The 15,224-nt window shown below is 35.1% G+C and carries 11 protein-coding genes; 1 reads left to right on the top strand and 10 read right to left on the bottom strand.

The window, feature by feature from the left end; translation table 11 throughout:
- Positions 1-486 precede the first annotated feature (486 nt).
- The 10 genes from Q0K80_RS07755 to Q0K80_RS07800 form a co-directional block, all read right to left on the bottom strand.
- On the bottom strand, positions 487-660 hold the full coding sequence (locus Q0K80_RS07755) for an AbrB/MazE/SpoVT family DNA-binding domain-containing protein (protein ID WP_365935456.1): 174 nt from the start codon (positions 658-660) through the stop codon (positions 487-489).
- A gap of 535 nt (positions 661-1,195) precedes the next feature.
- Complete coding sequence (locus Q0K80_RS07760; RefSeq protein ID WP_294605096.1) at positions 1,196-2,461, bottom strand: AbiH family protein; 1,266 nt, start codon at positions 2,459-2,461, stop codon at positions 1,196-1,198.
- Positions 2,462-2,464: 3 nt separating this feature from the next.
- Complete coding sequence (locus Q0K80_RS07765; RefSeq protein ID WP_294605099.1) at positions 2,465-4,357, bottom strand: DEAD/DEAH box helicase; 1,893 nt, start codon at positions 4,355-4,357, stop codon at positions 2,465-2,467.
- Positions 4,338-5,630 (bottom strand): hypothetical protein, encoded by a 1,293-nt coding sequence (locus Q0K80_RS07770; protein ID WP_294605102.1) that lies wholly within the window; start codon positions 5,628-5,630, stop codon positions 4,338-4,340. The genes Q0K80_RS07765 and Q0K80_RS07770 overlap by 20 nt, the downstream gene beginning before the upstream one ends.
- Before the next feature lies 1 nt (position 5,631).
- Positions 5,632-8,610 carry a type III restriction-modification system endonuclease gene (locus Q0K80_RS07775; protein ID WP_294605105.1) on the bottom strand — a complete coding sequence of 993 codons (2,979 nt, stop codon included), beginning with the start codon at positions 8,608-8,610 and terminating at the stop codon, positions 5,632-5,634.
- Between the two features lie 4 nt (positions 8,611-8,614).
- Entirely contained in the window at positions 8,615-10,558 is a 1,944-nt protein-coding gene (locus Q0K80_RS07780) for a site-specific DNA-methyltransferase (protein WP_294605107.1), read from the bottom strand.
- Positions 10,559-10,561: 3 nt separating this feature from the next.
- A complete protein-coding gene (locus Q0K80_RS07785) occupies positions 10,562-10,813 on the bottom strand; it encodes a helix-turn-helix transcriptional regulator (protein ID WP_294605109.1) in 252 nt (83 codons plus the stop codon).
- Positions 10,791-12,449: a DUF2326 domain-containing protein gene (locus Q0K80_RS07790; protein ID WP_294605111.1), complete on the bottom strand. Its 1,659-nt coding sequence runs from the start codon at positions 12,447-12,449 to the stop codon at positions 10,791-10,793. Before Q0K80_RS07790 ends, Q0K80_RS07785 begins: the two co-directional genes overlap by 23 nt.
- Positions 12,433-12,660 carry an ABC-three component system middle component 7 gene (locus tag Q0K80_RS07795; protein ID WP_294605114.1) on the bottom strand — a complete coding sequence of 76 codons (228 nt, stop codon included), beginning with the start codon at positions 12,658-12,660 and terminating at the stop codon, positions 12,433-12,435. The genes Q0K80_RS07790 and Q0K80_RS07795 overlap by 17 nt, the downstream gene beginning before the upstream one ends.
- On the bottom strand, positions 12,650-13,870 hold the full coding sequence (locus tag Q0K80_RS07800; protein ID WP_294605117.1) for an ABC-three component system protein: 1,221 nt from the start codon (positions 13,868-13,870) through the stop codon (positions 12,650-12,652). Before Q0K80_RS07800 ends, Q0K80_RS07795 begins: the two co-directional genes overlap by 11 nt.
- 326 nt (positions 13,871-14,196) lie before the next feature.
- Here Q0K80_RS07800 and Q0K80_RS07805 point away from each other — a divergent pair, with 326 nt between their 5' ends.
- Positions 14,197-14,958 (top strand): Rha family transcriptional regulator, encoded by a 762-nt coding sequence (locus tag Q0K80_RS07805; protein ID WP_294605119.1) that lies wholly within the window; start codon positions 14,197-14,199, stop codon positions 14,956-14,958.
- Positions 14,959-15,224: the final 266 nt, after the last annotated feature.

A 15,224-nucleotide genomic window follows, 5' to 3' on the forward strand; every position in this document is an offset into this window, starting at 1 on the left:
TTAAATTGCACAGTACTAAAACTAATAATTAGCACCACATTTTATAAATTTGGTGCTTTTATTTTGCACTTGACTTTTACGAGAAGTATAAATACCCCCAAAAATTCCTAGTCCCGCTAAAAAAACGTAAATAGGTCTAAATTTAGAGTTAGAAAACTATCACAATTCTTGGGTTCGTATTATTATTCACTGCCTAAACCCTAATTGATCGATAAATTCAAGTAGGCCTAACCAGTTGGTATCTTTTAATTTACTAATCGGTTGATGACTAAAAACACACTTTTTGATTAAACGATATATCTTATACGTATCAACATAAGACTGCTTTTTCCCTTTCCATTTTTTAATTGAATAATTTAGTCACTGTATTCACGCGAATTTATTCTCATACTGACTCGTTACTTTCAAAGCCTTAACCTTTTCACGCTCAATTTCAATTACTAGTGCTAAACAAACTTTGCTACTTGTTCTTCAGCGAAAAGAACGTTAACAATATAAATGTCTAGCGCTTTCATTATCCATTAACCATCCAATCATAAAAATCAGGTAATTTTTAATCCGAGTTTCGTTATCTTTTACCTCAAATGATGCTTTCGTACCTTTCTCTAAACCCACTAACTTACGAATAGCAGCTGGAATAACAATCTGGCCTTTTGTAATACTTTAATAGTTAAAGTATTGTACATGACATCTTCTCTTTACTGCTTTAAGTTGTACGTCTTACTTTTTATTTAAGTTATAAATTGCCGAGCTTATCGCTGAAACCTTACTAAAGTAATGGGGAGTTAGCCTTTTTCGCTCACTGTTTTTTCTTAGACTAATGCGTTTTATTACTAGTTATATTGTATACAAAAAGTGTACCCTTTCCTATCAGCAAAATCAGGAAAGATATACTTTTAATTATTTATTAACACTCTAATACTGAGATTTTCACCTATTTCTTAGTCCGTTTCAGCACCGTTACCGCTTCAACGTGCCACGAGCTATTTCTATTGATTGTACATTATGGATTAATTCCCACGCTAGGCACTTATCTTCGCTAAACAAAAGTATCGTATTTGTTAATTCGCTTTCACAATTTTAATATTACCTTGTTTTAAGAATTAATGTAAGTTCCACATTGTTACTTTATTACGGGAACACATAACTTTCAAAATAAAATTACAGCATTTGTGGAAAATGTAAAATCAATGAACTACTCACTTGGGATTACCCTAAGCCGATTTTCTAAATTCAATTTGTTTACAATATTATCACCATGTGTTTCACTCAATGAATTGCCATAATTCGTAAGTAAGTTATATAAACGAGTTATAGCTTCCTGACGCTTAATCAACTTTTCCTGGTTATTTTTACCAGGGTAATAATAATATTCTATCTTGCAATCGGAGTAATAAAGATTATTTTCGTCAAAGATGGCTTCAAAGTATGAATAATCTGCTACACCTAGAGAATGACCATAAATTGTAATCAAGTCTTCCCCGGCATATCCTGATGAACTTCTAATTTCATTTATCTCATTTTCAATAACTCTGTAAGCTTTAGTAAATGAAACTCTAAGATCAAGTTTGCCATTTTGTGAAATAATACCGTGACTGTCAATACCAAAAATAGGAGCTGGATAATATGGTGTTTTCTCACCATGAGCGATTCCATGAATATTAGACCATGTCTCTAGCCTATTATCATCTGTTTCTTTATCCAGAATGTCTTTAAACCGATCATCTAGCGAATAATTAAAACTCAGGACATCAACTTTGTCACTTTTGAAATTACTATTAGATAGATTATATTTAGAAATATGTTTGTATAACATAATCGCATTATCAATGTATCCACTATTAGTTTGATTCAAGTCGATTTGGTTTGTAATATATTCAGCAAAGATATTTTCAAACTTTTTTAATTCCTTTAAAAGTTCAGCAGTAATTTCTTCAGTCGTATCTCGTCCTGTAAAGGATAAATCATAGACCAACTTTGAAAATAACTTAATACCTTTATCTTCACGCGGACCTATTGAAACATTTTCAGCATAATTCATCTTGTAAGCACCATTTGCATTTAATGCAATAGAAATGACATCAAAGATAAGAGACTCAACATCTTGCCATTCATAATTATTAACGCTCTTGTCTACACAGGCATCTGCAAAAAGAAAGAACAAATCCCACCTAGTAATATCTCTTTTTTCTGAAAAGAATTTCTTTTTGTAACGTTTAAAATAGTCGCAGTCGTTATTATCATTTGAAGAAAAATTAAGCTGACCTCTAATTTTTGAAATAAATGATAAAATTTTACGTCTTCTCCCATCTAAATCATCTTCCAGCTCTTCAATTTGCTTTGTATTCTCTTTATCTGTACAAAATAACGTTTCAAATCTATCCACGAAAAAATCAGAATATGAACTTTTCAATCCACAGTGAATATCAAAGCCATTTCCTATTACAATCAATTGCTTCACTACTTATTCATACCTCCCCATCACTATATCCTTAACTTCTTGCAGGTAGTCATCTGTATATTCAGGAACAAGCAATTGCCCATCAATTGCGTCGAGCATAACTTGTTCCTTATCTTTCAGTTTCTTATAGACCGTACTATCGATAAATCCCATATGAGCAACATCGCCCTTGGTCATCAAATAATAATACCGAGTATATTGATTAGCTGGAAGCCCCAGACGATTAATTCGATCACGCGATTGAAGCATAAAAGTGAGATTGAAGTTATATTCAAAATAAACCGCATCATGCACAGTTTGGTGAAGCGAGATTGATTCACCTAAAGTATTAGGATTTGAAACCAGCACTTGTGCATCGCCCGTTCGAAAGTTATTAATCATCCCTTCGCGGTCTTGCTTAGGGGTTGCACCATAAACTAAAGTAGTCTTGATCCCCATCCCATTAAGGGTATCGGTAATCTTTTGCATGGTACCAACAAACATTCCCCAAACAAGCACTCTTTTGCCTTGACTAACTAACTTATCAATCAAATCAATGCCTATTTCGAACTTAGGAGATTCGACTTTCGCCAGGTCATATTTCTTATAAGCATCTCCACTGCTAGCATTTTCTTTTTCAACAGTAGAAGCTTGTTTATCCCAGATCCCTGAATCGGCATCTACAAGTCCTAACTCTTTATAGTTAATGTTAGTTGCCAGTAATTCTGGATTAGTTGAGGCCTGCAGCAATCTAATGAAAGTAGCTAATGTACCATTTTCAGTTTCATAAATAGCATGAGATAGCAATTGCTGATTCTTTGAAGGTTCCACTACTTTAATAACATCCGGATCTGGTTTTGGTATCCTTAAGTCTTCTTTATTAGTTCGCCAGAAAAATGGCGATAACTTCTTATTCACATCTTCTGGGTCAATACTGTTCAAAGTCGTTAAATCCCAAGCAAAGAATGATGAATATTCATCGGGGTACATCAGATGTAAAAAATTATAGATATCTCTAAAGCCATTCGGAATTGGTGTCCCCGTCAGAACATAGCGATAGTGCGGGGCTTGACTTAAACTCAAAGCAGCCTTTGCCCGTTGACCGCCCACTTCTTTTACTCGGTGAACCTCATCAAAAACCAACATCGTTTTAAAATCCAGCAAATCATTAATAAGGTTTAACTTGTTTTGTAGCGATTCATAATTGATGGTAATCACATCAGCCTGAACCCAATCATGTTTAACTGCACCAGCATTATTGTTATATTTCTTATCTCGCAAGTTTAGATAATGCAGCCGTCGCTTCTGGCCAAATACAGCTTCAAATTCTGTTCGCCAAGCAGCAAAAGCATTCAGTGGCGAAACTACTAAAAGCTTATTAACTTCATTCACGCTTGGACTAGAAAGATAGGCAAAGGTACCATACATCATTGCGGTTTTGCCCGCGCCAGGTACTGAAAAGTTAGCGGCTCGCTTCATAACTGTCATAAAGAAGCTAGCCTTTTCTTGTTCAGGCTTAAGTGACCGTGTAATTTCCTTACTAACCACTTTCTTGAAGTTATCAAACTCTTGTTGCCAACGAGTATCTCCATCTTTGATAGTTAAGCCTGCCTGACTTTGCTCTTTAATGTAGTATTGACGCTGTTGTATAAACTGATCAAACTTATTACTAGTTTGAACCTCAGGCAACCCTTTACGCTGCAGACGCCGATTAAGTTTCTTTACTAATTCGAGCAGTTGAACGTAAGTCAGGTCTTCTTTGAAGGTTTGTTGCTGAGGATCGTCAAAATAAGGTGCAAAAATTGCTAAGCCCCGCTGAGCTGTCTTAGTTTCTAGGGTATGGTGAGCATCATCTATTAATTGAAACAGACCTTCATCATTCTTGATGATAATTGGACTATCTGATTTCATCGCCATACTTGCTAAACAACTCCTTACTTAATTGATTTAAATCACGCATATACTTTTGTAACTCTTTTAGCTGATCTTCACTGACTTCGTTATAACGAAGAGTCCCAATGAGACCGCCATCTTCATTTAAATCATGATAATACTTCACGTTTTGCTTAATATTACGAATAAACTTATCAACAGATTCACTATTACGAGCATTCCGCATATAAGAGTCAAAAGTATCACCTAAAGCTTCAACTGTCTCATTTTCATCCGTTAAACTCTGCATTAAATCTGAAGTATCATGAATTTCATCATCTTGAAGTGAATCTGATAAATCATCGACCATATCCGCAACATCATCATTGAAGTCTTCATTATTTCCACTATTTACAATATTCTTACTATATTCACGAATATGAGTACGTGCAGTATTACCACTAACTCCAACATGAATTTGATAAAGAATCACTCCAAAATATGAATTCATGGTTTCATTCTTACGAACCTGTGATTCTGAATCGTTACCGAAGTTTTTAGAAAGTGATTTACCCATTTCATAAAAAAGTGACCAAACTTTACTTTCCTTAATAATGTTGAAATTACTCTCTGGAGCGCCAATAAATTCGAGGAATTTCTTCATATATACTGCCCCATCATAGTATTTCTTTACTTCAGTATGTCGCATGTGAGAATCAACCGCATAGTCTGCCTGAGTCATAATTGGATCATTGCCACTAGTAGTCTGATAAATGTCCACCGCTAGATCAACTGGATCATAATTTTGCCGTTCTTCGACTCCCATCTGAATGGCTAATTCTAATTTCTTAATCTTAGCCCGTTCAGTAGTATTATCATATGAAAACGGTAAAACAACAGCTTCAAAGTATACTGTTCTTCCAGTTGATTGATGTATATCACGTAGGGCCGTAAATCGACGATTACCATCAACAATCCGCCCATCATCAAGAACATAACCATATACTTGTTGCCCCGACTCTTGAATCGATTTTTCTGTCCGTTTCAGTGCCGATGAATTGTCTTGTTCAATCAACTTAGCAACAAAATTGTTGTATCGTGGATTTTCTTGATCATTTGCTGGATGCAATTCATCCTGATATTGGGAAATACCAGTCGCAATTCGCCCATTTTTGTCATTGTAGTAAAGATACTCTAGGGGAATTTTATAGACATCGAGAGTTTCTGAACTCACCCCGTCAACTTTGATTGGCAGCTTAGGCTTGGCACCCGTTTTTTCCAGTTTTCCTTCCTTAGCTAACTCATTTAATGACAACATCCTAACTCAGCTCCCCATTTTCTAATTTATTAATCAAATCGTGTACTTCTTGTTCACTAGTAGCCATCCGGTAATAAACTCCAGATTCTTTCAACTGATCAAAATACTTCTGTTGAATAATATGAATTTCTTCATCACCTAGACGCATGTTTTCAGCTTTGGTTTCAATAACCAAATAAATTGGCTTATTACCATGTTCAATTTTAAAAATAAAGTCAGGTGTAGTTGTTCCGTTATCAAATCGTGGAATCTTGATAGCTTTCTTTGGTAACTTGCCAAAAACACTAATTCTAGGACCATATGATCGCTTCAAAATTTTTAATTCTGGATCGGCACTATCATAGTAAAGTGGTGGTCGATCATATAAGTATTTTTCATCAGAGGTCGAATCTGACTGATATACACCAAGCACACTAGCTGGAACAGAATCTACAAATTCTTGTTCCTTCGCATTGTAAATCGAAGTTGATGCGGAAAAATTTAATGGTTCATAGCTGTATGAAGTCTTGATACGTTTATTGAACTGATTATTAAAAGTCCGAATTAGATTCTCTAGTGTCTTTTCATTAATGTAATTCGTATTGTTCCTCAGACGCTTGATGGCCTTAATCATCAAATTATTTAGCAAATTGACTGAGAGATCTGTTTGTTGAGCTAATATTTTGAGAAACTTACCGTAGTTCATGGTCAGGTAATCTGTATTATAATCAGCCTGTGTTTCTCTTATAAATGCTGCATTTTTATCAGTGATAACTTCCTGATGAACCATTTGTGGGCGTTGTAAAACAAAAATCTTATTGTCACTGTCATTAAAAACATTGCGAGCAACGATTTCGGCATCCTGATTAACTGATGGGTCAAACTTAATCATCTGCCGCTTAGCTAGCTGCAGCCATAAATTCTTCAATTGCTGCCAATTTTGCTTACGTAGCCTAACTACAGTATTGTCCTTAGAATTCTTATCACGTACCTTATCCCTAGCAACTTTGGTTTGTTGTTCAAGTTCAGGATAAAGTTGACACAAAGCATCGTAGCCAGACATAGTTTGCCCATTGAGTTTAACGTCATCTTTAAATTTATTAGAGCGGGTAATTACGTTATGCTCATCTAAATCATCAAGTAACTGATCTTCATTAAATTGAGGATCAATCTTTTGCTTGGCTTGAACAATCAGCTTAATCATATCATCTGTAAGTTCCTCTTGGTTTAGTTTAATCGGTGAGTCATCGTTAATTTCACCAACTAATTTCTGAGCGAAATCGCGCTCATCATAACCAATTATGAACGAAAGCCGGCTTTGCCATTCATCTTGATTTAATCGGTGGCCAGTTTCGTCAACTGGTAGACGTAGTCCACGGCCAACTTCTTGAATCTTACTGATTTCTGAACCAGAAGTCCTTAGTTTAGCAATAGTAAAAACATTCGGGTTATCCCATCCTTCACGGAGCGTCCATTTGGAAAACAGGAAACGACGAGTCAGCCAGTTTCCATCTTTATCCTTAAAACTAAGTAACTTTTCCTTGTTACTCAAAATATCTTTGACCTCGGCTTGAATGTCAGCATCCGAATTACCACGATCTTCACTAAAGTATCCAGCATATACATCTTGATGTTTGGACTGAAGACTATTTAAAGTAGCTTGCAAGAAAGAGTGATATTCCTTTTCACGTTCGTCAATTGCCAATTCATATTGATCAATCAGCTTATTTAATTTTTTAGTTAAAATTGTTTCAAAGTGTTGAGCCAACCATCCCTTGTTATTATTTTCACCACGAAAGCTTGAAATACTATCAATGAAGAATAAAGATAATGTTTTAATTTTAGGAGCATTGTCTCCTGAATTTGGTCGCAAGAAGTTTTTCTCTTCGGCTTTAAAATGACAATCTAATGCTTGTGAGATAATTTCGTCCTGATAGTTTTGGGTAAAAGTACCAGGAATTAACTTCATATCCTTTGAAAGAGCTAGTCCATTAGATAATTCACAATCTGTTCCACCAGCATAGGTAATATTACCTTCAAAGCCCGGATCAATATCTGCCAGGCTTTCGCCAATACCTAAGGGGGGACAATCATTACCGTTCTTAGAAAGCGTCAACTCTTTAGCTTTAGTCTTTTTAACCTTATATAAATTACTTGCCTTTTCTTCTGGGATATCTGGGTAATCAATATCTATACCCTTGACCAATCCTTGGTTAAAACTGTCAACTGCATCAAGGTTAAACTGTGGTTCTCCACGATAATAATCAATCTTAGTAACTTTATTTTTGCCACGACCACTTGTCGTTTCCGGAAAAGTGGCCCCAAATCGCACTATCAGTTGGGGCTTCATTTCCTCAATATCTTCGTAAAATTTCTTACCACGTGGAAAACGCTGCGGTTCATCAATTATCACCACTGGTCGAGTAGCAGCAATCGCTTTAATTGGCGAAGTTTCTCCACCTAACAGCGTTTGATCATAGTCATCTCGATGCATTGATTTAGAGTGCAGCATACCCTGATTGACCAACAAGACTTCAATTTGGTTAGCATTCTGCCGGGTTGCTTCCACAAATTCTGATAGCTGCGCCGGGAAATTACGACGCCCGGAACGCGCACTAAAATCACCAGAATTAATCACGTTTAATTGAACCCGAGTGTTTTCATAAAATTCACTAAAGTGCTGCTTAGCATAATCACTAGTGATAAAACTACGAGTCCCTTCCTTAATACTAGGGCTTGGTACCGCAATGACAAATTTAAATAGGCCATACTTCTTATGTAGGTCATACATCATCCGCGTATAAACATAGGTCTTCCCAGTACCAGTCTCCATCTTAATATCAATGTTGGCTTTATCATTATAACGATATCTAAGCAAAGGATTCGCATAGATGTAATTGGAATTCGGATCATTGGTTGTAGTATCAATACCCGGAAAAGCTTTATCAATAGCAGCTAAAGCATCAATTTGGTGTTGTAAAGTTTCAAGTTTAATCTTCATAGTATTAGTACCTCTTGATTAAAGTGACTTTACCATCTAACTGCTTTAGACCATTTTCCAGCTCGCGCAGTTCTGCGACATTAAAGGAATAACCAAACAGGACAACAGATTGCACTTCTAATTGGTGAGTACCAAGTTGATTCAGCAACTCTTTAGTTTGATCTGATTTCCAACCTTCATTTATTAAGTAAAGGCGATCATTGTCCACTTTATAGGCTGAATAATTACCAAACTTAACTTTTTCAATGTTGCCATCAAATGAATATCCATCTTTAGCCAACCAGGTAGTTAAGATTGTCTGTTCACCAGTGGCATCTCCACCAATGCCTAAGCTTTTACTGGAGAATCCATCAACCATATCAGTAAACAGGTTAGTATTACTAGGATCAAAGCAATCAATTTCTTCAAGTGTTTGCTTAACTGGCTTAACAACACGGTAATGCTTAAAACTATCATCAAAGTCTTCAGGTAGGGTTAATTCATTGTCTTCGCGAATCTTTTTAGCCGCGCGGCGAATGCGTTCGCGAGCTATCATATCAACCGATGTATACCCGTCTTCAAAGGCAGTACGTCCACCCTTTGTTGGTACTTTTTCACCAGTTTTATTAACATAATAGGTATTCTCTGGCAATTGGACCATAATAAAGCGGCGATGTCCCTGATCTTCAATATTTTGTTGCATCACGGCTTCCGCAGTGGTTGCTGATCCAGCAAAAAAGTCTAGAATTATTGAATCAGAATTTGAATACAGTTGAATTGCTCTCTGAACTAATTTAACTGGCTTAGGATATGCAAAATATTTCTTGCCACCCATTAATTCTTGTAGTTGCTGAGTGGCTTCTTGACTATGTCCAACATCTTTGTAATGCCATACAGTCATTGGAGTAACGCCTGTTTTTCTAAGTTCTGATTTAAATCGTTTCATGCTAGGTACGGCATCGCCATTTTTTCCAAACCAAATACGGTTGTCGGCGAGTCTCTCGCGAAAAGCTTTTTGCGAGAGACTCCAGCTTCTTCCCGCTGGAGGCTCGACCACTCTCCCAGAGGGAGTCGTGACAGGGTAAATATTTGCAGGAATGGCTGGCCCAACAGACAAATCACTAGGTTTCCAAACTCCACGTGGATCATTATCAAGGTTTTGATATCGACTATCTGTTTCACTATTTCTAGTAATGCCATTTGTTTCAATCACATTAGCATCTCTGCCATAAACAAGCATGTAATCATGGCTAGGCGAAAAATTCTTCTTTAAATTGATTGGAGCGTATGCTCTTTCCCAGACTACCTGAGCTAGAAAGTTTGCTTCTCCAAATATCTCATCACAGATTTCCTTCAGATTACTGTCTTCATTATCGTCAATTGAAATAAAAATGACTCCGGTTCGTCTCAATAAATGTTTTGCTAATTGCAGTCTCGGGTACATGAAAGTCAACCACGCAGAATGGCTGGATTTACCTTGGATGCTTTTAAGCCTCGCTAATTGATCATCATCTAAACCAAACATATCTTCAAGCTGATCATCATTGTATTCAAAAGAATCTGGGTAAGCAAAGTCGTCCTGACCAGTGTTATATGGCGGATCAATGTAAATTACATCAATCTTGTTTTGATAAGATGTTTGCAAATGTCGAAGCACTTCCAAATTATCTCCAGTAAAGAACAAGTTTTTACTGTTCTTACCTTCACCTTGATTTTGCTTTTCATCAGGTACAATTACCGTGTGAGGCATCTCCCCAGCTTGCCGGCGCGCATAATCCTTACCAATGAAATCCAATTGGTAACCTTCACTAAGTTCATTAACATTCTTATTTTTCAACTCATTTTTGAATTTATCTATATCAAAGGAACCATTTTTCGTAAAAAATTCAGGTAATTTAGCTTTCAATTCATTTAAGAATGCTGTATTTGGCTGAACAGTGTCATTATATTTTTCATTATCTGTTTGCATTAATTATTCTCCTATATTGATACGTACCGTTTCACAAATATCGTCGAGGTTACAATTTAACCCTGAGCATATTTTCATCAAAAGGTCCGTAGTAACATTTGCATCCTTACCTAGCTTAGCAATTGATGCAGCACTAATATCACATTGACTTTGCAAATCTTTTTTCCGCATCCCTTTATCGATTAGTACTTTCCATAATTTCTTGTAGCTCATCTTATAGACAATTTTTAATTTAGTTTGATTTTTGTTGTTCATTCCATGATCTCCCAAATAATTCTTTGCCACCACGTTCTAGTTTCAAAACAATATTATCTGTAATCACTTGTTTTGCTACTTCTGAAAGAAGATCGATGGTATCAATAGAAATGAAAACTTGTTTCGTTTCTTTCCCATACATTTCAATAATTTTATTTTTTCGATCTACTTCGATATTTGAAAACATCAAAGAATCATGAATAAAAAAAGGTAATCTCGTTAAATCTAAACACGCTTGATCAAAAAGAATGAGCCCCTTAAATGATGTACCAGTCCCTTGATCATTAATTGTTTCAAAGGAATAATTGTTAGCTTTCAATTCAATATGCGGTGGCTGAAATGCATCTGTTCCACAAATTTTCTCATTAAGTTCAGCCATTTTTTCATTCAATTTATGCTGAACTTCTGCCACCTGAGAATTTACAGTCGCATGCAATGCTTCTTTCTGATCTTTTTTAGCTTTATTAAGCTCATTTTTTGTTTCATAATTTTTATTCTCATCTTCTAACCTTTTGAGGGTAGCCTTTTTATCAGCATAATCATTAAGAATAGCTGTTTGAACATTAGGCGCCTGCTGATTTTTAATCTTTCTTGCTTCAGCAACTAATTCATTAATTTGCCGATTAACATCAGAAATATTGTTTTCAAGAGTATCCTTTTCTTTTTCAAACTCTTCCTTTAAAAACTTTGTAACCTGATGATGGAACTTGTCTATTTCTTCAATTTTCTCAAGGTTAACCTCTGGGAAAAATTGCTTCAATTCCCGGTAGTTACTTCTAAATTTATTAGGTCCGGCTTGTTCATTAGCTTTAACAACATTCAGTCTGCTTGTATATATATTTTTAAAATCTCTTAGTTGGGACAAGCTATTCCGAATATTTCTAAGTCGTTCAGCCTGCATCTCATCAAGATTCAATGTGCCTTCGGTGTTCTTTGATTCTAGATCTGCTAATTGTATTTTTAGATCCTCAATCTTTTTAATATTTTCCTTATATTGCTTTTTGGTATTCACTATCGGCACATATTTATATTCCCCAGCATTTTTAAATACTGTATAAGCTTCTTCAGACTTGTCTGCTGCTTCTTCTCTTTCTTTAATTGGAGAATACTTATCAAATAATTTCAGCAAACCATAGACTTGTTGTTTTCCCGATTCTTGATCAAATGTTTGCAATGGTCTTTTTTCATTTACAGTCTTTCGATTGTAAACTCGAATGAAACGACTAACGGCATTTCTAAAAGTCAAACCCGGTAAATCTAAACCATAATTTTCAGCTAGGAATTTTTGATACTCCTTAAGCGTCATTTTTCTACTTGCCAGCGGTTCAAAATTTTCATTGCATACATTTACAGTTTGAAAATCTTTAGTAGATCTAGAGAAGTAATAGTATTTTTTGTTGAACTCAAAAACAAAATTTATAGTATGCTGTCCAACATTTTTCTGAACATCTTTATCTTCTTTTATATAATCCTCACCACCAAAGACAAAATCTAAAATCATCAAAAAGGTAGATTTACCTATAGAATTAGTTCCACTTTTGCCACCCAATACGACATTTAAACCATTATGAAAATTAATAGGCTCACGAACATGTCCATTAACCATAAACTTGTCACAACTAATTTGCTTTAACACTGTGTATTTCACCTGTCTCTTTATCTAAATGAATCTTACTCAAAATAAACAAGCAATCTAAAGATTCAACGAATTCACCAACGTCATCAAAATTTCCTCTTGTTGCTTTAAAAAGTTGCTGTGGATTCATTGATCGCTTATTTAGTTCTTTTAATATTTTAGGAAGATTTGCTAATGTACTTTCCCTGTAATCAGTTACTTTACTTGGCATTTTCAACTTCAAACACCTCACAATTTTGAACAAAGAAAGCAACTATTATACGTGCCGCTTCTAAATATTCATTTTCCAAATTCTCTTTATTGAGAATCCAGTTAGCCAGTTGATTAAAAATCTCTCCCTGACTTAATTTTTCTCGTTTAAGCTTGATATACGCTAATTTCATTGTTGCGGCCAGATCATCAAAATAAAATGAGTTCCCTGCCATATTTGAAAATTCATCTCTTATTTTGTTGTAATACCCCATAACATAATATTTAACAGTTCCTTGAAGTGTGTAGTCACTGCTGATCTTATCTTCTACTTTATGTGCATCATAAGAGATGAACATATCATTTATATCAGGCTTGATAACCTTTAATCCCTTTATTACCTTGATTAAATCTTTTTCCAAGGTCAACTGATTAAGTCCTTTTGCTAAATATCTTTGATTGCTAATACTCTTTTTGACATTAACTAGACTTTGATAATTTTCCAGTGTCGGATTTTCGAGATAAAAATTTGCACAACTCAGGCACAATGGAATTCTATTATCTAAAACATCTGATTTCTCAGGTGCTTTTTTTATTGTGGAAAACTTCGATTTATCTTTCAACTTCAAATTATCAGGAAAAATATGAACAATATCATAACCTGCAACTGCTTTATTGATTCCGTCTCTAGACAATTCTTGACCACATAATGGACATTTCCAGCCAACATCTTCAGCCAATCTATACTGAGTAACATCATTTTGATTATCAACCATATCGGAGGCAGTTACCGAACTTTTACCCTCTGTAAATTTTTTTAGAAAAGCCTTCATCAAATCAAAACATATTTTTCCTAAAGAATCAGAAGTCACGTCAAACCCCTGTTTTCTAATTTCATCTCTAATGCTTTCCTTTGCCCCAGGAGCAGCAAAATCAATTTTCTCAATAAAAGATTTGCCACTACTAATTCTTTTTAAAATTTCTTTTGCGACAGCTTTAGGAATCTTTCTTGACCCCGAACAGTATTTGCTAATAGTGTCAGACTCCTTATCACTTAAAGGATTCAACTCTCCATCTGCTGCCATTTGATCTTCTACTTCCGTTTGAGGAGTACGGATCATTAAATCAATTAGACTTATTAGGAATTCAGAACGCCCCTGTTTATTACTTTTTTTGTCTTCTGGATTAGCCATATAACTGCATATGATGTTGAAAAAATCAGAAAATTCCATACTATTCACACTCTTCTCTCGGACAAAAAGTACCATATTTTGTCTCAAGCTGCCCGGAGACAAATTTTTATTTCAAATAAACTTAATTGAGAATCAAGGTTAACTATTTAATTCACAATTTAAGTATATCGCTTACATATGTATTTCTCAATATTAAATAAGCGAACATGAATTATATATCTGATTCCGCATGCATCGCTAAGCTAACGATGTTCCAGCATGCTTGGTAAATTGAATAATTTAGCTGCGACCAACCACTGGAAGGTTATCTGCAGTCCCGAAATAATTGTGTGTCGGACTATTTTACACATTATCAGTAGTTCTTTTTGTCCTTCACCTTTATTTCGGAAGATCTGAAACGGAGGTTTTTAATAATGAAAAAAACAATTCCAATTAATCCATTTGGTGTTTTCGCAGACCATCAGGAAGTTGCACGAGTAGATAGTCGTTTTATCGCTCAATCCTTCGACAAGCGGCACCAAGATGTTTTGCGAGATATACAGTGTTTAGTCAATTCATCCAATGGTATTTCTAGTGCGTTTAACCAGCACAATTTTGCACTTACTTCTTATATAGATGATCGGAGCAAACGTCAGCCCTGCTATCAAATTTCTCGAGATGGTTTTATCATGCTAGTTATGGCCTACCAAGGAACAAAGGCTAACAAACTGAAGGAGTTTTATCTTAAGCTTTTCGATGAGATGGAAGAACAGATTAAAATCTTACATTCAGTTCGAAACGAGTTTCTAATGTTAACACATCAATTGCAGCTAATCTATAAAAATCCCCAAACATATATCTATTCAAATGAGTGCAATTTAATAAACCGTATTGTTATTGGTATGAGTGCTAAACAGTTCAGAAATCTACACGGTCTTCCTAAGGGTACCAGTATCCGTCCTTACCTATCTTTGAGGCAACTAAAACAAATCGATGATCTTCAGAAAGTGGATGCTGGTCTTCTGATTGCTTTACCTAACTACAGTGAAAGGAAGCAAAAGTTGGAATGGTATTATGAAATAAATTATGGAACAAAGCATTTAGTGATTAATGACATCAAATTAGTAAAGCAAAAGCCAGTATCTTAAAGTAAGAAAATATGGAAGCCAGTAGTCGGGGCTTCAACATAATCAACTATTTTTAGTTACTATGATTTATACTTGCATCAAGTATTCATGTTACTTTCACTAACTAAATTAGCATAATTTATCAAAATTATCTTTATTATACTCAATCTGAAAATTTAAGATGTTGCGTTCTTGCTATCCTTCACTTAAAAAATATACCCTTTCCCATCATCAAAGTCGGAAAAGATACACTTTTAATTATTGTTAAATGCAGCCAGACCGCAATT

The sequence above is a fragment of the uncultured Lactobacillus sp. genome, assembly GCF_945290125.1.
Lineage (GTDB): Bacteria > Bacillota > Bacilli > Lactobacillales > Lactobacillaceae > Lactobacillus > Lactobacillus rizhaonensis.

Bases quoted from the DNA above. Each gene is read 5' to 3' on its own strand.
- Q0K80_RS07765 (WP_294605099.1), bottom strand. From the start codon at position 4,357: ATGGCGATGAAATCAGATAGTCCAATTATCATCAAGAATGATGAAGGT.
- Q0K80_RS07770 (WP_294605102.1), bottom strand. From the start codon at position 5,630: ATGTTGTCATTAAATGAGTTAGCTAAGGAAGGAAAACTGGAAAAAACG.
- Q0K80_RS07775 (WP_294605105.1), bottom strand. From the start codon at position 8,610: ATGAAGATTAAACTTGAAACTTTACAACACCAAATTGATGCTTTAGCT.
- Q0K80_RS07780 (WP_294605107.1), bottom strand. From the start codon at position 10,558: ATGCAAACAGATAATGAAAAATATAATGACACTGTTCAGCCAAATACA.
- Q0K80_RS07785 (WP_294605109.1), bottom strand. From the start codon at position 10,813: ATGAACAACAAAAATCAAACTAAATTAAAAATTGTCTATAAGATGAGC.
- Q0K80_RS07795 (WP_294605114.1), bottom strand. From the start codon at position 12,660: ATGCCAAGTAAAGTAACTGATTACAGGGAAAGTACATTAGCAAATCTT.
- Q0K80_RS07800 (WP_294605117.1), bottom strand. From the start codon at position 13,870: ATGGAATTTTCTGATTTTTTCAACATCATATGCAGTTATATGGCTAAT.